Origin of the sequence: Mesorhizobium sp. ES1-4, from assembly GCF_020164745.1 — a bacterium.
Classification (GTDB): Bacteria; Pseudomonadota; Alphaproteobacteria; order Rhizobiales; family Rhizobiaceae; genus Mesorhizobium.
Map to the genome: position 1 here is coordinate 40,600 of NZ_JAIUGV010000021.1, position 24,472 is coordinate 65,071.

Here is a 24,472-nt window from a genome sequence, read left to right on the forward strand (position 1 = left end):
CATCCTGCTGTTCAGGAATGATTTTCCCGAAATGCTGATTTAATGTGGCGCGCCATTGTCCAAGGAAGCTTCCCATGTCGGAAAAACCAGTCGATTCGCTTGATGAAAGCGAGGCGGAAGCCGAGCTGAAGCGCCTTGCGGCGGAGATCGCCGAGCACGACCGGCGCTATCATACCGAGGATGCGCCTGTTATCACGGACGCGGAGTACGATGCGCTGCGGCGGCGCAACCTTGCCATCGAGGAGCGCTTTCCCGGGTTGGTGCGTGAGGATTCTCCCTCGCGAAGGGTCGGCGCGCCGCCGGCGGAGGGCTTCGCCAAGGTGCGCCATGCCGTGCCCATGCTCAGCCTCGCCAAGGCCTATACCGACGCAGACGTCGCCGATTTCATCGAGCGCGGCCGGCGCTTCTTCGACCGCGACAAGGACCTCGACATCGCCTTCACCGCCGAGCCGAAGATCGATGGCCTGTCGGCTTCGCTGCGTTACGAAAAGGGTGTGTTCGTGCAAGGCGCGACGCGCGGCGACGGCACTGTGGGCGAGGACATCACCGCCAATTTGAGGACAATCGCCGACATTCCAGCGCGGTTGAAGGGTTCGGGCTGGCCCGAAACCATCGAGATTCGTGGCGAGGTCTATATGACCTACGCGGAATTCGAGGCGCTGAAGGCGCGCTCGGCAGCCGTCGGAGGCCAGGACTACGTCAATCCGCGCAACACGGCGGCCGGGTCGCTGCGCCAGAAGGATCCCTCCGTCACCGCCAGCCGCAATCTCAAATTCTTCGCCTATGCCTGGGGCTACACCACGGAAGATCCAGCCCCGACGCAATACGATTCGGTCCAGAAATTCGCCGACTGGGGGTTCAAGGTCAGCCCGCTGATGGTGCGGGCGAAGTCGGTCGAGGAACTGGTCGCGCACTACCACTTGATCGAGGAGCGGCGGTCCTCGCTGGGCTATGACATAGACGGCGTCGTCTACAAGGTCGACCAGCTGGAACTGCAGCGCCGCTGGGGTTTCGTCACCGGGGAGCCGCGCTGGGCGGTCGCGCACAAATTCCCGGCCGAGCAGGCGATGACGACCGTGCAGAAGATCGACATCCAGGTCGGCCGAACGGGCACGCTGGCCCCGGTCGCGCGGCTTGCGCCGGTGACGGTCGGTGGCGTCGTGGTGGAAAACGTTACCCTGCACAACGAAGACTACATCAAGGGCCTGGACAGCACCGGCCAGCCGATCCGTGACGGTATCGACGTGCGCGTCGGCGACACGGTCGTGATCCAGCGGGCAGGGGATGTCATCCCACAGATCGTCAGCGTCGTCATCGACAAGCGCCCGTCCGACGCGGTGCCTTACGAATTTCCGCACACCTGTCCGATCTGTGGTTCGCCGGCGACGCGCGAGATCAACGAGAAGACCGGCAAGGAGGATTCGCGTCGCCGTTGCACCGGCGAGCTGATCTGCCCGGCGCAGGCCGTGGAAGGGCTGCGCCACTTCGTGTCGCGCGGCGCCCTGGATATCGAAGGCCTGGGCGCTGAGAACATCGATATCTTCTTCAATGCCGGGTTGATCAAGACAGCCGCTGACATCTTCACGCTCAGGGAGCGCCGCCCCGCCGTGACCAGGGCGCTGGCCGAGCGGCGCGAGGAGCAGGCCAGGCAGCGCGAGGCGGCGTCCGGCAAGACCCGCAAGAATGTGCGCAGCGTCGAGGACCGCAACTATGAAGGGCTCGACAAGCTGTTTGCCGCCATCGAATCGCGCCGCGAGCCGGAGCTCGACCGCTTCATTTTCGCGCTTGGCATCCGCCATATCGGCGAAACCACGGCGGCCGTGCTGGCGCGGACATTCTCCACGATCGAGGAGTTGATCCGCGTCGGCAAGGAGACCGCGGCGGCGGAGGATCCGCATGCCGTCTTCCCATCGATCAACGGCATTGGCGACACGGTCATCGGTGCGCTTCGCGATTTCTTCGGCAATGAGCGCAACGACGACGTGCTCGAGAATCTGCTCCAACAGATCAAGCCGAAGCCTTATATCGTCACCGTCTCGTCCGACAGCGAAGTCGCCGGCAAGACGATCGTCTTTACCGGCTCGCTGGAAAAGATGACCCGTTCCGAAGCCAAGGCGATGGCCGAACGGCTCGGCGCCAAGGTGGCCGGCTCGGTTTCGGCCAAGACCGATCTGGTCGTGGCGGGACCGGGGGCGGGCTCCAAGCTCAAGCTTGCCGGCGAACTCGGCGTCGAAGTCATCGACGAGGACACCTGGCTGCAACGGGTCGGCAAGTCGTGACTGGCGAAGCGTTCAAAGGATTCGGCCCCAAGGCCATTCCGTTCCTGAAGGCGCTCGATTTCCACCAGAGCCGGGAGTGGTTCCTGGAGAACCGCGACCTGTTCGAGAAGGAATTGCGCGACCCGCTGGGCGATCTCGTCGACACCCTCACGCTGCGTTTTGCGCAAGCCGGCCTCGGCCTGCGTGGCGATCGCAGGAAGTCGCTGTTCCGCATCAATCGCGACGTACGCTTCGCCAAGGACAAGCGGCCGTACAACCGGCATCTCTCCGCGATCCTGTCGCCGGACGGCAGCAAGGCGGTGCAGGGCGTCTTCTATGTCCATATCGGGCTGGAGGGTTGCTTTGCCGGGGTCGCCTGGTGGCAGCCGGAGCCGGCACTGCTGTTGTCGATGCGCCGGGCCATCGAGACATGGCCCGAGAGGTTTCGCGCCATGGTGAAGGTGTTGAACAAGAATGGCCTCGAACTTGATGCCGAAGGCGGCATGAAACGCACGCCGCGCGGCTTCGAACACGTCGTGGACAAAGATCTTGTCGCTGCCATCCGCAGCCGGCATTTCGCCGTTCGCCACGTCATCGATCCGGCTGGTATCCACGGGCCGGAACTGGTCGAGGAACTCGTCGATTTCACCCTGCGCGCCAAGCCGCTGCTCGACTGGGGCAGGGCGATCGAAGGCAAGACAGCGAAGGACTGAGATTCCACGCAAGCGCGACGACGATCATTTCCGCTGATCGTTTGGCTCAAGCGAATTCGTGTGACACGGCAAGCCACGCCACCTAAATACCGCCACTCCCTATGTTGTCGTGCGTGTCGTTGTCCCAAAACCGCTACGCACTTTTGGGCAACATGCACCAGGAGTGGCCGATGGCGACGGACGTGATTTCAGAGAGCGGCGGCAAAAGCGATTTCTGGCAGGGTGTGCGGCTCTCCATGCCGGTCGTGGTGGCGTCGGCGCCGTTCGCGGTGCTGTTCGGGGCGCTTGCCGTGGACCAGGGCTTCACGGTCTTCGAAGCCTTCCTGATGAGCGCATTGGTGTTCGGCGGTGCCAGCCAGATGGTCGGCATCCAGCTGTTCGGCCAGCATGTCGCGCCTTGGCTGATCGTGCTGTCGATCTTCGCCGTCAACTTCCGCCATGTGCTCTATTCCGCCGGCATCGGCCGGCGCATCGCGCACTGGCCTGTCCTCAGCCAAGCCCTCGGCTATTTCATCCTCACCGATCCGCAATACGCCGTGGCCGAAGCGCGGGCGCAATCCGGGCAGACCGTCGGCTTCGCCTGGTATCTGGGGCTCGGCCTGCCGGTCTATGTGTTCTGGATCGTCGAAAGCGCGCTCGGCGCGCTGTTCGGCAAGCTCATCCCCAACGCGCATGCGCTGGGCATCGATTTCCTGCTGCCGATCTATTTCCTCGGCCTCGTGATGGGCTTCCGCAAGCGTCCGCTGTGGCTGCCGGTCGTCGTTGCCAGTGCGTGCGCGTCGATCATCGCCTACAAGACGGTCGGCTCGCCCTGGCATGTCTCGATCGGCGCCGTCGCCGGCGTGCTGCTTGCCGTCATCCTGCCGCCACATCATAGCGGCGTGGAGACAAGGTGATGAGCACCACATTCTGGATCATCATCGCCGGCGCGATCGCCACCTATCTCACGCGCATCGGCGGCCATCTGGTCATCTCCCGCTTCGACAACATCCATCCGCGTGTCGAGGCCGGCCTCAATGCCGTGCCGGCAGCGGTGCTGACGACACTGGTGGCACCGGAGCTGCTGCATGCCGGACCGGCGGAATGGGCCGCGCTGGTGGTTACCGCCGCCGTTTCGCTGCGCGGCGGGCTGATGGCGATGTTTCTGGCGGGCGCGGCGGTGTTGATCCTCGCGCGGCAGTTTGTCGGATAGGGCGTATCGATATTCAGGTGATGACGGCCTGCAAACGGCGGCTTCCTGCGCTTCCGGTGCTCACGTACGAAAAAGTACGCTCCGCTCCGGTTCTCGGAACCCCCCGTTTTCGGCTCGTCCTGACCTGAATCTCGACACGCCCTCAGCGCTTCGGAAAATCAAATCTTCGCGTCGTGCGGCAGCGGCGCGGTCGCCTTTTCCAGCCAGGCCAGCGTTTCGCCGTCGAGCATCGGGCCGATTTCCGCCAGCACGCGGGCGTGGTAGGCGTCGAGCCAGTGCAATTCGTCACGCGTCAGCAGATCGCTGCGCACCAGCCTGACGTCGATCGGGGCGAGCGTCAGCGTCTCGAAGCCATGCATGGCGATGTCGCCGCCCTGGATCTGTTCGGCCGGCGTCACCAGGATGAGGTTCTCGATGCGGATGCCGTAGGCGCCTTCCTTGTAATAGCCGGGCTCGTTGGACAGCATCATGCCTTCGAGCAGCTTTTCGGTGCCGGTGCGTGCGATGCGCTGTGGGCCCTCATGCACGGCCAGATACGAGCCGACGCCATGGCCGGTGCCATGGGCGAAGTCGCAGCCATGCTTCCACAGCGCCATGCGGGCGACGGCGTCGATTTCCGAGCCCCGCGTGCCGGCGGGAAAGCGCAGCGTCGAAATGCCGATCATGCCTTTCAGCACCAAGGTGAAGCGCTCGCGCATTTCCTGCGTCGGCTGGCCGATCGGCACGGTGCGGGTGATGTCTGTCGTGCCGTCCTGATATTGCGCGCCGGAGTCGAGCAGGAACAGTTCGCCGTCCGCAAGCTTGCGGCTGGTGGCGCGCGAGACGCGGTAATGCATGATCGCGCCGTTCGGGCCGGCGCCGGAAATGGTGTCGAAGGAGATGTCCCGCAGCGGCATCTGGGTTTCCTCGCCGGTCTGCCGACGGGTCTCTTCCAGCCTGGTGACGACCGCGATCTCGTCGAGGGAGCCGGGTTTCTGGCGCTCCAGCCAGCACAGGAGCTTCGCCACCGCCGCGCCGTCGCGGCGATGCGCGGCGCGCGAGCCGTTGATCTCGGCCTGGTTTTTGGTGGCGCGCGGGATGCGGGCAGGGTCGGGTGCGGCAATCACCGTGCCGCCATTGTCCTCGATCAGCATGCGCAGCCGGTCGGCCGCGAGCACCGGATCGAGCGCGATCCTGGCGCCGCCCTTGGCAAGGGCCGCGATCGCGGCTTCGAATTCGGCGGGCTCATGCAGATCGGCGAGCTGCGTGAGATAAGCCGCGACCTGGCGCGAGAATTTGCGCTTGTCCATGAACAGCTGGTGCGATCCGTCGGCGGCGAGGATGGCGAAGCCGAGCGCCAGCGGCGTATGCGGCACGTCGCCGCCACGGATATTGAAGGCCCAGGCAATGGAGGATGGGTCGGTCAGCACCGCGTGCGTGGCGCCGTCCTTGCCGATCACCACCGCCAGCCGAGCCAGCTTGTCCTTGGCGAGTTCGCCGGCAAAGCCGATCGGGTGAAGCTCGACCGGAGTCACGGGTGCGGCGGGCTGATCCTTCCAGATGATGTCGATCGGGTTCCGGTCGAGCGGCACAAGCACCGCGCCGGTCTTGTCGGCGGAGGCCTGCAGCGCCTTGACCTCGCCGATCGTGTGCAGCCAGGGATCGAAGCCCAGCCGCGCGCCCTTGCCGATATTCTCGCGGAGCCAGACGGCGGGCGGGTTGTCGACCAGGCTTTCAATCGAAAAGACGTCGAGGTCGACCTCATTGCGCACCTGCAGCGTGTAGCGCCCGTCGACAAAGACGAAGGCGCGGTCGCGCAGCACGATGGCGACACCGGCCGAACCGCTGAAGCCGGTCAGCCATTTCAGCCGTGCCGAGCGGTCGGCCACATATTCGCCCTGATGCTCGTCGGCGCGCGGAACGATGAAGCCATCGAGACCATTCGCGCCCAGCCACTGGCGCAGCAGTGCCACGCGCGGCTTGCCGACCGCCGGGTCGCCCGCTGAATCGAAGGTCTGGAACATTGTGGGCCTCCTTGGTCTTCGCGACCGTAATCCATGGACAGGGAAAGCGGAATCGATTTCCAGCCGGCGCAAACTGCTACAGTGTCGCCCGGGTGACAACCAAATGAAGCTGGTCCAGCCGTGGGAGCGTCGCCGGCATTCTCTTGGCGATACCGCATTGCCGACCCGCATCGAGGACCGGCAATGGCACTGTCGGCCTCAATGCTTGAGGTGGATCGTCACCCAGCCCTCACGGTGCAAGGTGCGCACATGGCGGAAGTTCTGGCCGACATAAGCCGAGATCACCGCGTCGCGCTGGCGATCGAGGATGCCCGACAGCACGATCGAGCCGCCAAGCGCAATGTGCCGCGCCATTTGCGGTGCCAGCCGCATCAGCGGCCGCGCCAATATGTTGGCCACGATGAGGTCGAAGGGCGCGCGCCTGGCAAAGATCGGGTGGTGAAAGCCCGGCGCGGTCACCGTCTCGATGAGCGCCTTGACGTGGTTGAGCCTCGCATTGGCGGCGGCGACCCTGACGGCCACCGGATCGATGTCGGTGGCCAGCACCGGAATATGCGCCAGCTTGGCGACGGCGATCGCCAGCACGGCGCTGCCGGTGCCGAGGTCAAGCGCGTTGCGCGGGTGCTCGCGCCGCACGACTGTCTCCAGCATTTCGAGGCAGCCGGCAGTGGTGCCGTGATGGCCAGTGCCGAAGGCAAGGCCCGCCTCGATTTCGATGGCGAGTTCGCCGTTGTGGCGTTTCCGGCTGTCATGCGCGCCATGGACGAAAAACCGGCCGGCGCGCACCGGCTTCAGGCCTTCCAGGGAACGTGCCACCCAGTCGATGTCGGGCAGCGCTTCGCGCTCGACCGGCCTCGACAGAGCGAGACCGGCGAGAATACCCGTCAACCGCGCTTCGACCGCGTCGACGTCGCCTTCGGCGTAGAGCGAAACCTCGTGGATGTCGGCGTCTTCATCGATCTCCAGCACGGCAACCGGCAGGCCTTCATCCTCGAAGGCCGTTCCGAGCGCCGCGAAAATGCGTTCCGCCTCGATCTTTCCGGTGGTGAAATGGAGTCGGGTCTGGGTCATGCGAATTTCTGTCAGCCCTTCGCGGCAAGGCGCTTCAGCTTCTCCACCGCGGTGCTGGCATTCTCGCCGTAGGCGATCGTGCCCGCGAAGTCGCCCTTGGCATCGAGCAGCAGCACCGAGGCGGTGTGGTCCATGGTGTAATCACCGTCGCCGGTGTCGACCTTTTTCCAGTAGATACCGAACGCCTTGGCCATGGCATGGACCTTGTCCGGATCGCCTGATATGCCCGTGATGCGATCGGAGAAATTGCTGACATAGGCATTCATGACCTGCGGCGTGTCACGCTCCGGATCGACCGAGACGAAATAGGCATGCAGGTTCTTGCCGTCGTCACCGAGCGTCTTCAGCCACCCGGCGAGTTCGAACAGCGTTGTCGGGCAGACCTCCGGGCAATGGGTGAAACCGAAGAAGACGACGCTGGGCTGGCCCCGGAAAGCGGCCTCGGTGATCGGTGCGCCTTTCTGGTCGACCAGGGTGAACGGAGCGCCGAACGGCTCGCCGCCATAGTGGCCGCGATACCAGTCGAAGGTCAGCCAGCCGATGCCGGCCACCATCAGGATGAGAATGCCGACCAGGATAGAACGCATCATAAGAAATATCCGTCTGTAGCGTCATGGCGCGCTCCGACCAAATCCGTGCGCCCCCTTGTTCGGCCACAGTCTTAGCGGTTCGGCCCCGCGCAGGCAAAGTGCCGCGTTGCCGCAACCGCTGCGATGTTGACGCATCCGCTTGCAAAGCCGCACAGTCCGCCCCACCTGAAACCGGCAACTCGGACCGAGGAGGCTTCTTTGCTCGAATTGATTGGGCTCGACCGGATTGGGCGAAAACGGGCTGGGCGTAAACTGATCTGCGGCGCGTTTGCCGCCTGCGTCATGTTTGGCGCCGGTAGCGCCGTCGCCGAGGAAGTCGGCAAGGTCGGTGTCGACTGGGTCGGCAACGACATCATGATCGATGCGATCAAGGATCCCAAGGTCGATGGGGTGACCTGCCATGTCGCCTATTTCGACCGCAGCATCATCGACCGCCTGCACAAGGGTAACTGGTTCGAGGATCCCAGCGATTCCTCGATCTCGTGCCGCCAGACAGGCCCAATCACCATCGGCGACATCGACATGAGCGAGTCCGGCGAGGAGGTGTTCAAGCAAGGCCTCAGCCTGATCTGGAAGAAGCAGGTGGTGAACCGCATCTATGACAAGAAGAACGAGACGCTGATCTATCTGTCGCACTCGCGCCAGGTGCAGAACGGCTCGGCCAAGATGTCGGTTACGACGGTGCCGCTCTACGGCCAGAGCGTGGTGTGGAGCAACAGCAAGCCGAAATAGGCTGGCTGAACTCTTCCCGGTGCCGCTCTGATGGATGATCGGCCCCGGCTTGCGGGACCAATCGCTCTGACGTAAAGCCGCCGGCATGGACCGTTCCGAAGATCTCGTTGCGAAAGACCCTGAGCCGCGCATCCATCCAACCGCGGAGATGAAGGGCTGCAGGCTTGGCCGATACGCCGCGATCGGCGAACGTGTCGTGCTGCGCGAGGTCGTTGTCGGCGATTTCTCCTATTTCGAACGCCATGCCGAGGCGATCTATACGACGATCGGAAAATTTTGCTCCATCGCCGCCAACAGCCGCATCAATGCGCTGGAGCATCCGATCGAGCGGCTGACACAGCACAAGGTCAGCTACCGGCCGAACGAATATTTCCGCTGGCTGGGCGTCGATGCCGCATTCCGCGAGCGGCGGCGGTCGAAGGCCGTGACCATCGGCCATGATGTCTGGATCGGCCACGGCGCGGTCATCTTGCCCGGCATCGCCATCGGCAATGGCGCGGTTATCGGCGCCAATGCGGTGGTGACGCGGAACGTACCGTCCTACACCATCGTCGCCGGCGTGCCGGCGGCGCCGCTCAGGCCGCGCTTCCCCCAGGCCGTCGCCGCTCGGATCGAGGCTCTCGCCTGGTGGGACTGGCCGGTGGAGAAACTCGCCAGGGCAGTTCCCGACATGCAGGCGCTGCCGATAGAGGCCTTCCTCGATCGCTGGGAAAACGACGCCGTTTAAGCTTCCCGGAGAACGGTGTGGGGCTCGCCGTCACCGCTGCGCAGGAAATCATGCCCGCGCTCTCCGGAATGAAACCCCTTCCGCCATGCGGGGGTGGCGCGGCGGAAGGGGCTGGAGGTAAACCGCTGTGAAGCGGAAGGAACAGGCTCTCTGCCTGCACGGTTAGAATGGCACAAAAGCGATAAGGTGCGTTTTGCACCGGATGCGCGCTCCGCGTGTATTCAATTGTGCCGGTTGTATTCGTTTCCCGGTGGGAACCCGAACGGCTGCCGCTTGTTTCTGATGGCGGCAGACATAAAGGGCGCTTGAGACATGGAAAGAACTTTCACCAAGGTGGCCAATTGGGTCGCCCATATAGCCGGCCTGCCGCTGACCTTCGCCGGCTGCTGTCTGATCGTCGTCGTCTGGGCGGTCAGCGGGCCGTTGTTTGGTTTCTCGGACACCTGGCAACTGGTGATCAACACTGGAACCACGATCATCACCTTCCTGATGGTGTTCCTGATCCAGAACACCCAGAACCGCGACGGCGCGGCGATTCAGGCCAAGCTCGATGAACTGATTCGGGTCAGCAAGGGCCACAACCACTTTATCGGCATCGAGCATCTGACTGAATCCGAGGTCGAGGAAATCCGCGACAAGTGCGAGCGGGCGGCGCGCCGGCACGATGAGAAGATCGCCGCCATGGCCGCAAAGAAGGCCGTGACGCAAAAACGAACCCCGAAAAAGCGCGCGGCCTAAGACTCGAACTCAATCTTTCATGAAGGCCGCGAACGCATCCTTGTAGTTTGGATGCCAGCGTGACAAAGCGGGGCGGTTTTCGATGATGTCTCCGGCCGCCCACGCTATGCGCTTCTCGTCCAGCGGCCGCGCCGCCTCGTTGTCGGGGCACAGAATGTAGAAGTCGCCCCTGACCAGCGATTCCAGCATGAAATCAATCACCTGCTCATCGGTCCACGCTCCCGCCGGCTTTTCCGTCGCGCCTTCGGTCAAGCCGGTATAGGTGAAGCCGGGGATGAGCAGATGGGCCGACAGGCGGGCGCCGGGCTCGTTGCGCAGCGCATGCGCCAAGCCCTCGGTAAAGGTCTTCACGCCAGCCTTGGAAACATTGTAGGCGAGGTTGCCAGGCGGTGTGGTGATGCCTTGCTTGGAGCCGGTGTTGACGATCAGGCCCGTCCTGGCCGACGCCAGCATGCGTGGCGCGAAGGCTTCGACGCCATGCACGATGCCCCAGAAATTGATGTCGAGCAGCCGTTTCCAGCCGTCGCGGTTTTCCCAGGGCTTTCCAGGGTTGTCGCCGACGCCGGCATTGTTCATGAGCAACGAGACCCCGCCAAAGGCGCCGAATGCCCGTTCGGCGAGACGATCCACCTCGTCGGCCTTCGACACATCCGATGCAACGGCCAGCACGGCGTCGTCTCCGGCGATGGCGGAGACGGCTCGCGTGGCATCGACGAGGCGCGGGCCGCCAATGTCGGCGAGCACGATCTTCATGCCCATCAGCGCCAGCCGTTTGGCCGCCGCGAGGCCAATGCCGCTGGCGGCGCCGGTGATGACGGCGGTATTGCCTTGGCCAAGCGCCGGCAGGGCGATCTGGATCTCGGTGTCGGGGATCATCGGCGACGGTTTCCTTTTTCGATGGCGCCGAACTTAGCGCCGGAACGGGCTTGTGCAAGCCTCTGTCGGCCTGTCGGGTTGACCGGTCTGGTCGCGGCTGTGCATGCTGGGATGCCAAAAGGGAGATTTCCGATTGACGGATTGGGTTGCAATTCTCAAGGAGCAGACCGCCACCGGCGACCAGATGGGGCGCGAGGTGCCGCAGATGCTGGCCAACCCGGATATCAGCGAAGCGCAGGTGAAAACCTTGTTCTCCGCATTGGAAAAGCAAGCGGAGTTCGTCGAGAAACTGCGCATGGCGCTGGAGAAATTCGGCCATGATTTCTCGATCATCAAGGCAGCGGAACGGCTGGAAGAGCGCTACGCCGACCTTGCGGCTTCAGTGGCGGAAAAGCTGAAGGCGATGCGCGGTTAGGTCAGGCGGTTCCGTCTGGAATTGCGACGGACAGCGAGCAAGAAACTACTTCTCCAGGACGCGCGCAAAGCGCGTGTCCGGCACCAGCCAGACCAAGGCGACGGCAACATAGAGTCCCACGCCGATCCACCGGTTGAGGAAGGTCAGTCCAACCGCCGCGATATAGACGGCGAGCGAAAGCCTTCCCTTGCGGTCGCCGCCGATTGCCTTGGCGAAAGCGGTATCCGGTCCATGCAGCCGATGCAGCGCCATGACGAGGATGCTGTAGGCGGTCGCACACATTGCAAGGTCGAATCCGTAGACCGCGACAGGGACCGTGGCGAAATGGTTCTCGCCCATGAAGGCGGTCGTCACCGGCATCAAGGACAACCAGAACAACAGATGCAGGTTCGCCCATAGTACGCGCCCATCGACGCGCTGCACGGTGTGGAACATATTGTGCAGATTGTTCCAGTAGATGCCGACATTGACGAACGAAAGCACGTAGCAGAGGAAGACCGGCCACTGCGGCAGCAGCGCCGAAAAATCCTCGCCCTCCGGCACCTTCAGGTCCAGCACCATGATGGTGATGATGATCGCCACCACGCCATCGGTGAATGCCTCGACCCTGCCTTTGCCCATGATCACCGCCCTGCCTAAAAGAAATTGTCGAAAGACAGCGAATTGTCAGCCGATCTTGCCATAAACGGCATGCGACAAATCCTCAACTATGCCGGGGAAAACTTTCGCGCCAGGCCGATGGCAATGGGCCAGGTCGGTTCTTTTCGGTTCGGGATTTCCTCTCCAGGCTTCCGCCCTTTGGTGTCAGGAGCCTGCCAAGCGGCCGGAACGCCGCGGATGAAAGCGCGTTAGGGCTTCGATCCCCCAAACCGGAACGAGGTCGGCCATGGGCCTTAGCAATTTGGCGCATAAGCAAGAGGCAACACGTCCAGACGGGCTTGCCATACCGGCCGTCGCCGCGATGATCGCCGTGCTGTTTGCCGGCAGCACGGTGCTTACGCCGCTCTATATCGTCTACAAGCAGCAATTCGGCTTTTCACAGATCACGCTGACTTTGATCTACGCAGTCTATGTCGTGGGCAACCTTGGAGCCTTGCTGCTGTTCGGCGGCGTGTCGGATGTTGTGGGGCGCCGGCCAGCCGCCCTCGCGGCCATGATCGTTGCCATCGGCAGCGCGATTGTCTTCCTGTTCTCCGAGAACGTTCTTTCGCTGGACATAGCGCGCATCCTGAGCGGGCTCGGCATCGGTATTGGCGCGGGGACCGGGACCGCGTGGATTGCTGAACTTCTCTCCCGTGCCGACAAGTCGCGCGCCAGCGTGATTGCTACCAGCACCAATTTCCTCGGCCTCGGCTTTGGCGCTCTTGTCTCGGGACTGTTGGCTCAATATGAGCCCTGGCCTTTGCGCCTCGTCTTCGTAACCTATCTCTTGGCGCTCGCATTGGTGACGATCCTGGTCTGGCGCACGCGCGAAACCGTGGCGAAGCCAGGCGGTCTCAGGCGCATTTCCATACGGCCGCAATTCTCCGTGCCGCAGGAAATCCGCACGCGCTTTGTTGCGCCGGCGGTTACCGGCTTCGGCGCCATGGCGTTGGTCGGCTTCTATGCGGCAGTGGCGCCAAGCATCCTGGCGCAGCAGCTTCATGAGACCAACCACGCTGTTGCCGGTGCGCTGTTTTTCGAACTGGCCATCGTCGCGGCGGCCAGCATCGTGGCGCTGATGCACGTGCAGAGCAACAGGGCCATGCTGGCTGCGCTAGGCTTGATGATCCCGAGCGTCCTGCTGGTGGTCGCGGCACAGATATTGGCCTCCATGGCGCTGATGATCGTGGCCACCGCCTGCTGCGGCGTCGTGGCGGCGCTTGGCTACCGGGGCGGCCTACAGGTGGTAAACGAGATCGCGCCGAAGGATCGCCGGGCGAAAGTCGTCTCCAGCTTCTTCATCTGCTGCTTTGTCGGCAACGCCTTGCCTGTCATCGGCATCGGCATCGTCTCTACCTATGCCGGTGCCGTCGCCGCAAGCCTTGCCTTCGCCGGCGTCATCGTCGTGTTTGCGCTGGTGGCGCTGGGCTTCGGGTTGAAGCACAGCCGGTAAGACGCGGGGTCCGGCCTCAGACGTCCGGCGTTTCAGGTGTCATGTTCGCGCGCTGGCGCGGCACGCCAAGGCCGGTATCGGGCGGCTCGCCGGCAGCCGGCCTGCTCTCGATCATGTGCAAGGTGCGCCAGCCGCCGAAGCGGTAGTAGGCCGCGGCCAGAAGCAGGGAAGTGATCGAACCAGCCGGGAAGCTCCACCACAGCGCCTCTTCGCCGATCACGCCGCGCATGAAATAGGCAAAGCCGGTGCGCACGACGAGCACGGAGATCACCAGGATGATCAGCGGCGGCATGACGGCGCCCGTGGCGCGCACCGTGGCGAACAGCACGATGGTGATGCCGAACAGGATGAACGACCAGGACGCGACACTGTTGATGTGGGCGGCGATGTCGATCGCGGCGCTGTCGTTGCTCAGGAACAGGCTCAGGATCGAGCGGTCGAAGAACCACAGCAATGCGACGAGGGCGCCGGTCAGGATGAGGTTGAAGCCGACGCCGGATGCGGCGACGCGGCCGATCCGGTCCCAGCGGCCGGCGCCGACATTCTGAGCCGCCATGGAAGAAACCGCGGCGCCGATGGCGAGCGCCGGCATCTGGATGTAGGTCCAGAGCTGCGCGGCGATGCCGTAGGCGGCCGCGACCCGCGAACCGTAGGAATTGACGATGCCCATAACCGTCAGTGCAGCCGCCGAGATGACGATCATCTGCAGGCCCATCGGAACGCCCTTGAAGACGACGATGCGCAGCAATGCCGGATCCGGGCGCAACAGAGCAAGATTGGCGCCTGCCAGCCGTAGCGGATGCTTGCGCGCATAGAGCACGACGAGAATGGCAATGACGCTTACGGTCTGGCCGATCAGCGTCGAGGTGGCGGAGCCGGCGATGCCGAGTTCGGGAAACGGGCCGATGCCGCGGATGAGCAAGGGATTGAGCACGATGTCGAGCACGACCGCGAGCGCCATGAAGATGAAGGGCGTGCGTGAATCGCCGGCGCCACGCAGCACGGTCATGACGAAAGACAGAAGGTTCATCATCGGCACGGCCACGAAGATGATGCGCAGGTAGGAGCGTGCGAGCGGCAAGGCGTCGGCCGGTGTGCCGAGCGTGCCGAGGATGGCGTCGACCCAGATCCAGCCGCAGACCGCGAACACCACCGAAACCAGGAAAAAGAAGGTGGCGCTGGTGCCGACGATGCGGCGCGCCTCGGGCAGGTCGCGGGCGCCGATCGACTGCGCCACCAGGATGGTGGCCGCCATGCCGATGCCGAACACGGTGCCGAGGATCAGGAACAGGACGAGATTGGCGTTGGAGGTTGCGGTCAGCGCCGATTCGCCGAGAAAGCGGCCGACCCAGACGGCATTGACCGAACCGTTCAGCGATTGCAGCACGTTGGAGCCGAGCACCGGCAAGGCGAAGAGCAGCAGCGTGCGTGGGATCGGGCCACTGGTCAGGTCGCCGGTGCGCCGACGCGCGGGTAATTTTTCGTCCATTGCCAAGGCCTGCCTCGAGTCCGGTGTGCTATGATCGCAGATTCAACCGGACAGGTCGATGTAGGCGGGAGTGTCGGTCCAAGGCGCTCGCGACAGGTCCTCGTGCGCCCCCGACCTGTCGGCTGCCGGCAAGATCACGACCGTGTCGAGCGAGACCGCGGGGCGATCGATGCCGGCGTGCGGAAGGAGGCAGCGTTTTTGAAAAGGGCTTCGCCACCTGCCGGGCGGACGCGCCAAACGACGCGCCCGCCCGGCAGTGATCGTTACTTCTTGCCGAGACCCGGCAGAGTGACCTGATAGACCAGGAACATGGTGTCGACATCGGCGCCGTCGTCGGCCTTGTAGGGGGCGCCGACCTGGAAGCCGTCCTGGGCGAGGAAGTCATTGTCGTTGGCGACGAACAGGAAATAATCGTCGGGCAGCTTCGGGTCGAGGACGCTGGCAACCGACATCGCTTCCCACTTTTCCGAAAGCTCGTTGCGGTCCTTCGCCCCACCATTGTGGAGGCCGAAGCGGCCAAGCTGCGCGGCGTCGTTGATGTCGATGAACGGCGTCAGCTTGGCCGGCGTGATCGAGGGATCAAGCACGCCCTTGGGCGCCACCGGCTTGTCGGCGGCGTCGAAGGGGCCGCCTGCGATGTCGGTTGCGCCGGACACGTCGACTATGTTGATCTGGCGGTAGAGCGAGGCGTCACCCTTCTTCAGGCCCTGGCCGTTGCCGCTGTCGCGCGCCAGCATCAGGAAGGCCGTGTCGGAAAGCGCCATGATCTCGCTCTGCGCGGCGACCTTGGTCTTGCCCTTGGCATCCTTGAACACCGGCAGCGGCACGACATACTCGTGCGCGAGCTTGAGATGGGCGAGGTCGGAGGCGTCGTATACCAGCGCCCGGGTGTTCTGCCTGGTAGCAGGGGAATCACCGCCGTCCTGCCTTGTCGCCGACTGCAGCACGGCGATCAGGAACTTGCCGTCCGGCGTCATTGCCATGCCTTCGAGGCCCTGGTTGTTCTGGCGGCCGGTTTCGGGATCCTTGGGATCAGGGTCGGCGGCGCCAGGGCCGGGGTTGTCGGAGGAGAAGTTCGGCGTTCCCTTGCGCATCGGCACAAGCGCCGCCGGCGGCTGGGTCGCCGACATCAGGCGGCCTTGCGCGGAGAACCTGTAGATGTTGGGACCGTACTCGTCGGAGATGAACATCGAACCGTCGGGCAGCCGCGCGATGGCCTCGTTGTCGAGAGCGAGCTTGCCGTTGGTGGCGACGGGCAGCATCGGCATGTCGCCGGCGGCCGGGCGTACATCCGACAGCGGATCGAGGCCGGTGGCATCGGCGCCCTTGTCATCGGTGAGCAGTATCGTGTCGGCAAGCGTCGCCTTGACGCCCGTCTGTTCCTGGCCGGCCGCGGGAGCGGCACTCGGGGCGACAGGCGTGAATTCGATGCCGACGGTGTTGAGGCGCGGGCGATAGTCGGTGGTGCCCTCGACGTTGTAACCACGGTCGGGCAGCAGCCAGAGCGACCCCTTGTAGGTACCCGCTTCATGCGTCCAGCCTGATGTGTCGATCGCCATGCCGGAGGCGGAGCCAAAGGTCTCACCGAACTTGTCGCGCTGGTCGGCCGGCATGCGGCCGACGCCGACAAGGCCCTTGTTGATGTAGGCCACGCCTTCGGCAAGCGCCGGCGTCAGATCGGTGAACAAGGCCAGCGCGATGCCGAGCGATGCGGTTCGGTGCAGGTGTTTCATGGACAATCCTCTTTGTGACGAAGCGTGCCGGAGCGGCCGAAGGACAAAACGGAAAGAGGGGCTGCATCGATGATGCCGCGAGCGCCTCCCCGAAAGCGATCTAAGGCGTCAACATGATGCTTGCGTGACAGCGCGCGATGCAGGTCCGCGGGCGTCTCCATGTGCCGGCAAAAACGCCGGATAGCGTGAAATCATCGATCTGCCTGCGAGCCTGTCGGGCGTGCTGGACACATATGTCCAGTGCCTATATGATGCCGGCTTCGAGCCGACCGGGTGGAAGCCGCGTCGGCTTCCTTACCTCGGGGCGGTCTTGGCTACACGAGTGCAAGAGCGTCGCGCTGGCGTTGGTGGACGACGGTTTCGCCGGGGAGGGGACGGCGTTTTGCGTGCACATTGTCGGCGTCGCGGCCGGCGCGGGTTATCGCGGCCTCGCCTGTGATCCCTAGGGCAAGGCGAGGCGGCATTGAGGAGGAATTTCGATGGTCGATGACGCGGCGCGGGACAGCAGGCGCGAACGCCGGCGCGGACGCATGGGCGAGGCCGGGAGTGAATCAAGCCGCCGGCCCGATTACCGCTCGCTGAAGAACCCGTTTCTGCCGCAGCCGATCTTTTCCGACGACCAGGTGGCGTCGATCCACGACACGGCGCTGCGCGTGCTGGAGGAACTCGGCATCAAGGTGCTGTTGCCCGAGGCGCGCGAGGTGCTTGCCCGCGCCGGCGCCCTGGTCGATTCCGATACCGACATGGTGCGCATCGGCCGCGACATGGTGGTGGCCGCACTCGCCTCCGCCCCGCGATCGATCCATGCCTATGCCGGCGCGCGTGACCGCGACCTGTCCCTCGAACTGGGTTCGATGACGTTCCTGGCAGGCTCCGGCGCGCCCAACGTCACCGATCTCGAACGCGGACGCCGTCCCGGCACGCTCGAGGCCTTCGAGGAGTTCATCAAGATGGTGCAGCATTTCGACGTGCTGCACATGCTGGGGCCCTGCGTCGAGCCGCAGGACGTCGACAACCGCTTCCGTCACTATGCCGTCAACCGTGCGCAGCTGACGCTGTCCGACAAGTTCCCCTTCGTCTTCGCGCGTGGCACGCCGCAGGTCCAGGACGGCTTCGAGATGATCCGGCTGGCACGCGGCCTGTCGGAAGATGAGTTTCGCTCGGGCGCGCATTGCTACACCGTCATCAACACCAACTCGCCGCGCCAGCTCGACATTCCGATGGCGCAAGGCATCATCGATTTCGCCAGAGCCGGGCAGGTGTCCGTCATCACCCCGTTCTGCCTGGCGGGAGCGATGGCGCCGATCACCGTGGCCGGCGCGCTGGCGCTGCAGCATGCCGAAGCGCTGGCCGGCCTGACGCTGGCGCAGATCGTGCGCCCCGGCGCGCCTGTGATCTATGGTTCCTTCTCGTCCAATGTCGACATGAAGTCGGGCGCACCCGCCTTCGGCACGCCGGAGCACGTCAAGGCGACGCTCGGCGCCGGCCAGCTGGCGCGCTTTACCGGGCTTCCCTGGCGGTCCGGCGGCGGCAGCGCCGCCAACATCTCGGACGCGCAGGCGGCACACGAGACGCAGTTCGCGCTGTGGGGCTCGGTGCTGGCCGGGGCGACGATGTGCATCCATGCCGCGGGCTGGCTGGAGGGAGGATTGAGCGTCTCGCTGGAGAAGCTGGTCACGGATGTCGAAGCCCTGCAGACGATCGCGGAACTTTGCGCCGCGACGCCCGGCGACAGCGATTCCATCGGCTTCGACGCGATCGCCGAAGTGCAGCCGGGCGGCCATTTCTTCTCGGCCGGCCATACCATGGCGCGCTACCGCACCGCTTTCTACGAGCCGTTGGTCGCCGACTGGTCGAACTTCGGCAACTGGACGCAAGGCGGATCAAAGACCGCCACCGAACGCGCCACCGGCGTCTGGAAGCGCATCCTCGCCGATTTCGAGCCGCCGGCGACAGCGGTGGCAACGTCAGGCGTGCTGGACGCGTTCATCGCGCGACGCACCGAGGAGGGTGGAGCAGCGCCGGTGTCGTGAGACGGCTTGCCTGTTCGTCGCCCCAGAATTGTGGCGGTGTCCCGGAACCCACCGCGCCTCCCGCGCATTCATGGACGCGGGCCAACGCCTGGCTCCATTCGCGAGCCGTTGAGGGAGGACGACATGGGTTTCGACCAGTATCACGAACCGCCGCAAGAACTGTCGCAGGAAGTGCGGACCTTTGCCCGCATGATCACGTCGCTGATCGAGGAGGCGGAAGCGATCAGCTGGTACGAACAACGCATGTCGGTGGAAAAGGACCCGCAGGCCAAGGCGATCATGAAGAATGCGCAGAGCGAGGAGTTCAAGCATTTCGGCATGGACCTCGAATTCCTGCTGCGCCGGAAGACGGACTGGCGCGTGGAACTGAAGGAAATCCTGTTCACGACAGGGGATATCGTGAAGGCCGGGGAGGCGGGCGAGAAGAAGGTGGATTGAGGCCGGAACCCAGCCCTACGAGGCTAGCAGCAACCCACCTCACACCGCCGCCACAAACCCGTCCAGCACGCGTTTCTGGCCGGCCTTGTCGAAGTCGATGGTCAGCTTGTTGCCTTCGATGGCTGAAATATTGCCGTTGCCGAATTTCTGGTGGAAGACACGGTCGCCGACGCTGAAGGCCGACGGCGTGTCGGAGACGGATTTGGCGACCAGTTCACCGTCGATGGTGCGGCCCTTCACGCTGGTGCGGCCGGCGCCGTAGCCGGAGTCTGTCTCGCCATAGCCGATGCGTTCGACCTGATGGCCTGAGCGCGTGCCCCAGTTGCGGTCGGTCGCCTCGGTGCGGTTGGCCTGCGCGCGCTGCCAGCCGGGCGTCGAATAGGTGTTGGAGAAGGCGCCGGATTTTTCACCGCTGCCCGGATTGCCGCCGATATTGTCGAAGCGCGAGGCGCCATACGGGTTCTGTCGTCCCGCCCCTTGGCCACCGCCACGGCCGGACGCGAACGAGCCGCCGCCATAGGGATTGCCGTAACCCCCATAGGAGTTGCCGGCTTCGGCGACCTCGACATGGGCGTCCGGCAGTTCCTCGAGGAAGCGCGACGGGATCGTCGATTGCCACAGGCCGTGGATGAGACGGTTGGAGACGAACCAGATATGCAGGTTCTTCTTCGCCCGAGTCAGGCCGACATAGGCCAGGCGGCGCTCTTCCTCCAGCCCGGAGCGGCCGCCTTCATCCAGCGCGCGCTGGTGGGGAAACAGGCCTTCTTCCCAGCCGGGCAGGAAGACGGTGTCGAATTCGAGGCCCTTGGCCGAATGCAGCGTCATGATGGAGACGGCATCGAGGCCGGCATTCTGCTCGGCATCCATGACCAGCGCGACATGTTCGAGGAACGAGCGCAGCGACTCGTACTCCTCCATGGAGCGGATCAGTTCCTTCAGGTTCTCCAGCCGCCCAGGTGCCTCGACCGAACGGTCGTTCTTCCACATGTCGGTGTAGCCGCTCTCCTCGAGAATGGTCTCGGCGAGTTCGGTGTGCGGCGTCGTTTCCAGCGCCTTCTGCCAGCGCTCGAAATTGGCTGCGACCTCGCGCAGCGCGGCGCGTGGTTTCGGCTTCAGCTCGTCGCTTTCGGCAAGTGTGCCCGCCGCCGCCAGCATCGGGATGCGCAAGCCGCGCGCCGTGTCGTGGATCTGGCGTATGGTCGCTTCGCCCAAGCCGCGCTTGGGCACATTGACGATGCGTTCGAAGGCGAGGTCGTCGGTGCTGTTGGCGACGACGCGGAAGAAGGCCAGCGCATCGCGGATTTCCATGCGCTCGTAAAAACGCGGGCCGCCGATGACGCGGTAGTTCAGGCCAAGCGTGATGAAGCGGTCCTCGAAGGCGCGCATCTGGAAGGACGCGCGGACAAGGATCGCCATGTCGTTGAGATTATGCCGGTTCCCTTGTCTGTCGGGGCGTTGGTAGGCCTCGATGGTCTCGCCGATGGCGCGGGCTTCCTCCTCCGAATCCCAGGCGGCGTGGACGTTGACCTTGCCGTCCTCGGGATCGTTGCGGTCGGTGAACAGCGTCTTGCCGAAACGGCCTTCATTGTAAGCGATGAGATGGGAAGCGGCGCCCAATATGTGCGCGGTCGAGCGGTAATTGCGCTCCAACCTTATGATGGTGGCGCCGGGAAAATCCTTGTCGAAGCGCAGGATGTTGTCGACCTCGGCGCCGCGCCAGCCATAGATCGACTGGTCGTCGTCGCCAACGCAGCAGATGTTGACGGTGGCCTGGCGCGAATTTCCCTCCCCCTTGAGGGGAGGGTGGCCGGGCGAAGCCCGGTCGGGTGGAGTCCGCGCGGCAGTGCTCGACGCCTTGACGGTGCCTTCTGCGGCGACCCCCTCCGCCCGCTTCGCGGGCACCTCCCCCTCGAGGGGGGAGGATTGCGGCCTTTGCGCCAGGAGGCGCAGCCACATGTACTGGGCGGTGTTGGTGTCCTGGTATTCGTCGACGAGGATGTATTTGAAGCGCCGGTGATAGTCCTTCAGCACATCGGGATTTGCGCGGAAGATGCGGATCGGGTGGCAGAGCAGATCGCCGAAATCGCAGGCGTTCAGCGTCCGCAGCCGCTCCTGATAGGCCTTGTAGAGCTCGCGGCCCTTGCCATTGGCGAAGCTGCGCGCATCGCCCTCGGCGATGTCGGCCGGGCCCTGGCCCTTGTTCTTCCAGCCGTCGATCATCTGGGCGAACTGCTTGGCGGGCCAGCGCTTGTCATCCAGCCCCTCGGCCTGGATGAGCTGCTTGATCAGCCGCACGACGTCGTCTGTGTCGAGGATGGTGAAGTCGGATCTCAGGCCGGCAAGCTCGGCGTGGCGGCGCAGCAGCTTCACCCCGATCGAGTGGAAGGTGCCAAGCCAGGGCATGCCCTCGACATTGCCTTCGCCGATCAGGATGCCGATGCGCTGCTTCATCTCGCGCGCGGCCTTGTTGGTGAAGGTGACGGCCAGGATCTGCGACGGGAAGGCCTTGCCGGTGGCGAGGATGTGGGCGATGCGGGTGGTCAGCACGCGGGTCTTGCCGGTGCCGGCGCCGGCCAGCACAAGAACCGGGCCTTCCGTGGTCTCCACCGCCAGCCGCTGCTCGGGATTCAGCCCCCTGAGATAGTCGGGCGCATTGTTTTGGCCGCCGCGGGCAGCCATGGCGCGCGCGGCGATGCCCGACGGGGCCGGGGGCCGCGCATTGGGTTCATCGAAAAAGGGCATGTCTTCCGAAAAGCCGGACATCTTCCCCGAATGTAGTGATTCGGCGGCGAAAGACCAGAACTGTCTACGTTTTGTTCCGGTAAAGTGCCTGATACCGCGACTTGAGCGTATGGCAGCGGGCGTTGTGGACATCCGCGGGCGAAACGAGGTTGCCGCCGCGAGCCGATGACCTATGCTTGACAGGCGCGGCGGTCGGGAGAAAGTTGCGCAGGGGGGCAGCACGCAATGTGGGGTTGCCCAGGGCCGCCACCATGCGCGCAACAGTCGAAGGAGTATCATCTTGGCTGTCACCGTCACCTCCCTCATCCTCCTCCTCATCGGCCTGGCGCTTGGCGCGGGCGGCATCTGGTTGGCTTCGCTGGGCGGCAGTTGGTACTACATCATCGCCGGTCTCGCCTTCCTGGTCGCCGCCTGGCTGCTCTACCGGCGCCGTTCCACGGCACTCTGGCTCTACGCGGCGATCGTGCTCGGCACGCTGGCCTGGGCGGTCTGGGAAACCGGCTTCGACTGGTGGGAACTTGGTCCGCGCGGCGGTATCATCGTTCTCGTGGCGCTGTGGCTGCTGACGCCATGGGCGCGGCGCGGCCTTGCCGGTCCGGACGGCCGCGCGCCGCTGATCCTTGCCGTGCTGGCGTCGCTGGCGGTGGCCGGCTATTCGATGACCACGGACCCGAAAGACATCGCCGGCGCGCTCGACACCGACAAGGTGATGCCCAACGCCAATCTCGGCGGCGATGTGCCGGCCGGCGAGTGGCACTATTACGGCCGCACTCAGTTCGGCCAGCGCTATTCGCCGCTCGACCAGATCACGCCGGACAATGTCGCCAACCTGAAGCCGGCCTGGACCTACCGCACCGGCGACGTGAAGGGACCGAACGATGTCGGCGAGACCACCTACCAGGTGACACCGCTTAAAGTCGGCGACACGCTCTACATCTGCACGCCGCACAATTTCGCCATCGCCATCGATGCGGCGACCGGCAAGGAGAAGTGGCGCTTCGACCCCAAGATCAAGCTCGACAAGGACCGCCAGCATCAGACCTGCCGCGGCGTATCCTACTATGCCGATGCCGGCGGCGCCGCCGGTCAGCCCTGCGCGGCGCGCGTCTACCTGCCGACCTCGGATGCGCGGCTGATCGCGCTCGACGCCGCCAACGGCCAGCTTTGCCCCGCCTTCGCCGAGGGCGGCACGCTCAATCTCCTGACCGGCATGCCATACCCGAAGTCGGGCTATTACTACTCGACTTCGGCGCCGCTGATCGCGGGCGGCAAGATCATCGTCGGCGGCGCGGTCAACGACAATTATTCGACGCAGGAGCCGTCGGGCGTCATCCGCGCCTATGATGCAAGCACCGGCAAATTGCTGTGGAACTGGGATTCCGGCAATCCGGACCAGACGACGCCGCTGCCGCCTGGCCAGACCTACACCGCCAACTCACCCAACATGTGGTCGACGCCCAGCGCCGACGAAAAGCTCGGCCTGCTTTACGTGCCGCTCGGCAACCAGACACCGGACCAGCTCGGCATGGGTCGCAGCGCCAATGTCGAGAAATTCTCCTCCTCGATCACCGCGCTCGACCTCAACACCGGGCAGCTGAAATGGGTGCGGCAGACCGTGCATCACGACCTCTGGGACATGGACGTGCCGGCGCAGCCGAGCCTGGTCGATATCACCAAGGCCGATGGCTCCGTCGTGCCCGCGCTGGTCGGACCGACCAAGCAGGGCGACCTCTACGTGCTCGACCGGCGCACCGGCGAGCCGGTGATCGCGGTGAAAGAAGTGCCGGCGCCCGGCGGGGCCATCGAGGGCGACCACACATCGCCGACGCAGCCCGCTTCGGACCTTTCCTTCAACCCGAAGCCGCTGACCGATGCCGACATGTGGGGCATCACCATGTTCGACCAGCTGGCCTGCCGGATCGCGCTCCACGAGTTACGCTATGAAGGCCGCTACACGCCCCCCTCGCTGCAGGGATCGCTGATCTATCCCGGCAATTTCGGCACTTTCAACTGGGGCGGCGTGGCGGTCGATCCGGTGCGCCAGGTGATGTTCGGCATGCCGACCTATCTCGCCTTCACATCCACGCTGATCCCCCGCGCCGATGTACCGCCGCCGAGCGACGCCAAGGGCAGCGAGCAGGGGCTGAACCGTAACGAAGGCGCACCTTACGCGGTGGTGATGAAACCATTCCTGTCGCCGCTCGGCATTCCGTGCCAGGCGCCGCCTTGGGGCTATGTCGCCGGCGTGGATCTGAGGACCGGCGCGATCGCCTACAAGCACCGCAACGGCACAGTCTACGACATGACGCCGCTGCCGTTGCCGCTGAAGGTCGGGGTGCCCGGCATTGGCGGGCCGATTATCACCGCCGGCGGTGTCGCCTTCCTCGGTGCCGCCGTCGACGATTATCTGCGCGCCTATGACCTGACATCGGGCAAGCAGCTCTGGCGGGCGCGGCTGCCGGCCGGTGGGCAATCGACGCCGATGACCTATACGGTCGCGGACGGGCGCCAGTTCGTGGTCATCGTCGCCGGCGGCCACGGCTCGGTTGGCACCAAGCCGGGCGATTATGTGATGGCCTACGCGCTGCCGAAGTAGGCGGTGCCGGGTAGGTTCGGCGAACCGAAGA

At 64.6% G+C, this 24,472-nt stretch carries 20 protein-coding genes; 12 read left to right on the forward strand and 8 right to left on the reverse strand.

Going from position 1 to position 24,472, the window contains the following annotated elements; all coding sequences use genetic code 11:
- Positions 1-74: 74 nt before the first annotated feature.
- The 4 genes from ligA to LB556_RS28275 all read left to right on the forward strand — a co-directional run bounded on the left by ligA (position 75) and on the right by LB556_RS28275 (position 4,163).
- A complete protein-coding gene (ligA, locus tag LB556_RS28260; RefSeq protein WP_224570862.1) occupies positions 75-2,279 on the forward strand; it encodes an NAD-dependent DNA ligase LigA in 2,205 nt (734 codons plus the stop codon).
- The gene (locus tag LB556_RS28265) at positions 2,276-2,971 is read left to right on the forward strand and encodes a DUF2461 domain-containing protein (protein WP_224570863.1); all 696 of its coding nucleotides are present in this window, start codon (positions 2,276-2,278) and stop codon (positions 2,969-2,971) included. The genes ligA and LB556_RS28265 overlap by 4 nt, the downstream gene beginning before the upstream one ends.
- Before the next feature lie 170 nt (positions 2,972-3,141).
- Positions 3,142-3,867: an AzlC family ABC transporter permease gene (locus LB556_RS28270; RefSeq protein ID WP_224570864.1), complete on the forward strand. Its 726-nt coding sequence runs from the start codon at positions 3,142-3,144 to the stop codon at positions 3,865-3,867.
- Positions 3,867-4,163, forward strand: a complete 297-nt coding sequence (locus LB556_RS28275; protein ID WP_224570865.1) for an AzlD family protein — start codon at positions 3,867-3,869, stop codon at positions 4,161-4,163. The genes LB556_RS28270 and LB556_RS28275 overlap by 1 nt, the downstream gene beginning before the upstream one ends.
- Positions 4,164-4,321: 158 nt before the next feature.
- On the opposite strand, the gene LB556_RS28280 is transcribed toward LB556_RS28275, so the two are convergent.
- The 3 genes from LB556_RS28280 to LB556_RS28290 form a co-directional block, all read right to left on the reverse strand.
- Entirely contained in the window at positions 4,322-6,166 is a 1,845-nt protein-coding gene (locus LB556_RS28280; protein ID WP_224570866.1) for an aminopeptidase P family protein, read from the reverse strand.
- 198 nt (positions 6,167-6,364) lie between these two features.
- Positions 6,365-7,237 carry a 50S ribosomal protein L11 methyltransferase gene (locus tag LB556_RS28285; RefSeq protein ID WP_224570867.1) on the reverse strand — a complete coding sequence of 291 codons (873 nt, stop codon included), beginning with the start codon at positions 7,235-7,237 and terminating at the stop codon, positions 6,365-6,367.
- 11 nt (positions 7,238-7,248) lie between these two features.
- On the reverse strand, positions 7,249-7,827 hold the full coding sequence (locus tag LB556_RS28290; protein WP_224570868.1) for an SCO family protein: 579 nt from the start codon (positions 7,825-7,827) through the stop codon (positions 7,249-7,251).
- A 282-nt stretch (positions 7,828-8,109) separates the two neighbouring features.
- Between LB556_RS28290 and LB556_RS28295 the strand changes: the two genes are divergently transcribed.
- The 3 genes from LB556_RS28295 (at position 8,110) to LB556_RS28305 (ending at position 10,024) form a co-directional block, all read left to right on the forward strand.
- Positions 8,110-8,559 carry a CreA family protein gene (locus LB556_RS28295; protein ID WP_224570892.1) on the forward strand — a complete coding sequence of 150 codons (450 nt, stop codon included), beginning with the start codon at positions 8,110-8,112 and terminating at the stop codon, positions 8,557-8,559.
- Between the two features lie 85 nt (positions 8,560-8,644).
- Positions 8,645-9,286 (forward strand): DapH/DapD/GlmU-related protein, encoded by a 642-nt coding sequence (locus tag LB556_RS28300; RefSeq protein ID WP_224570869.1) that lies wholly within the window; start codon positions 8,645-8,647, stop codon positions 9,284-9,286.
- A 312-nt stretch (positions 9,287-9,598) separates the two neighbouring features.
- On the forward strand, positions 9,599-10,024 hold the full coding sequence (locus tag LB556_RS28305; RefSeq protein WP_224570870.1) for a low affinity iron permease family protein: 426 nt from the start codon (positions 9,599-9,601) through the stop codon (positions 10,022-10,024).
- 9 nt (positions 10,025-10,033) lie between these two features.
- On the opposite strand, the gene LB556_RS28310 is transcribed toward LB556_RS28305, so the two are convergent.
- Positions 10,034-10,900, reverse strand: a complete 867-nt coding sequence (locus LB556_RS28310; RefSeq protein WP_224570871.1) for an SDR family NAD(P)-dependent oxidoreductase — start codon at positions 10,898-10,900, stop codon at positions 10,034-10,036.
- Positions 10,901-11,033: 133 nt separating this feature from the next.
- Between LB556_RS28310 and LB556_RS28315 the strand changes: the two genes are divergently transcribed.
- A complete protein-coding gene (locus tag LB556_RS28315; protein ID WP_023792142.1) occupies positions 11,034-11,315 on the forward strand; it encodes a hypothetical protein in 282 nt (93 codons plus the stop codon).
- A gap of 45 nt (positions 11,316-11,360) precedes the next feature.
- On the opposite strand, the gene LB556_RS28320 is transcribed toward LB556_RS28315, so the two are convergent.
- Positions 11,361-11,936 carry a TMEM175 family protein gene (locus LB556_RS28320; RefSeq protein ID WP_224570872.1) on the reverse strand — a complete coding sequence of 192 codons (576 nt, stop codon included), beginning with the start codon at positions 11,934-11,936 and terminating at the stop codon, positions 11,361-11,363.
- Positions 11,937-12,201: 265 nt separating this feature from the next.
- Here LB556_RS28320 and LB556_RS28325 point away from each other — a divergent pair, with 265 nt between their 5' ends.
- Positions 12,202-13,410 carry an MFS transporter gene (locus tag LB556_RS28325; RefSeq protein ID WP_224570873.1) on the forward strand — a complete coding sequence of 403 codons (1,209 nt, stop codon included), beginning with the start codon at positions 12,202-12,204 and terminating at the stop codon, positions 13,408-13,410.
- A gap of 16 nt (positions 13,411-13,426) precedes the next feature.
- Here the strand turns inward: LB556_RS28325 and LB556_RS28330 are convergent, their stop codons facing one another.
- Both LB556_RS28330 and LB556_RS28335 read right to left on the reverse strand, forming a co-directional pair.
- Positions 13,427-14,899 carry an MATE family efflux transporter gene (locus LB556_RS28330; protein WP_224570874.1) on the reverse strand — a complete coding sequence of 491 codons (1,473 nt, stop codon included), beginning with the start codon at positions 14,897-14,899 and terminating at the stop codon, positions 13,427-13,429.
- Between the two features lie 263 nt (positions 14,900-15,162).
- Positions 15,163-16,632: an esterase-like activity of phytase family protein gene (locus LB556_RS28335; RefSeq protein ID WP_224570875.1), complete on the reverse strand. Its 1,470-nt coding sequence runs from the start codon at positions 16,630-16,632 to the stop codon at positions 15,163-15,165.
- A 479-nt stretch (positions 16,633-17,111) separates the two neighbouring features.
- On the opposite strand from LB556_RS28335, the gene LB556_RS28340 reads away from it, so the two are divergent.
- Both LB556_RS28340 and LB556_RS28345 read left to right on the forward strand, forming a co-directional pair.
- Positions 17,112-18,665, forward strand: coding sequence for a trimethylamine methyltransferase family protein (locus LB556_RS28340; RefSeq protein ID WP_224570876.1), 1,554 nt, complete (start codon positions 17,112-17,114; stop codon positions 18,663-18,665).
- A gap of 123 nt (positions 18,666-18,788) precedes the next feature.
- On the forward strand, positions 18,789-19,103 hold the full coding sequence (locus tag LB556_RS28345; RefSeq protein ID WP_224570877.1) for a hypothetical protein: 315 nt from the start codon (positions 18,789-18,791) through the stop codon (positions 19,101-19,103).
- 39 nt (positions 19,104-19,142) lie between these two features.
- Here the strand turns inward: LB556_RS28345 and LB556_RS28350 are convergent, their stop codons facing one another.
- Positions 19,143-21,866 (reverse strand): ATP-dependent helicase, encoded by a 2,724-nt coding sequence (locus LB556_RS28350; RefSeq protein WP_224570878.1) that lies wholly within the window; start codon positions 21,864-21,866, stop codon positions 19,143-19,145.
- A gap of 259 nt (positions 21,867-22,125) precedes the next feature.
- On the opposite strand from LB556_RS28350, the gene LB556_RS28355 reads away from it, so the two are divergent.
- Complete coding sequence (locus LB556_RS28355; RefSeq protein ID WP_224570879.1) at positions 22,126-24,441, forward strand: glucose/quinate/shikimate family membrane-bound PQQ-dependent dehydrogenase; 2,316 nt, start codon at positions 22,126-22,128, stop codon at positions 24,439-24,441.
- The last annotated feature ends 31 nt before the right edge of the window (positions 24,442-24,472 follow it).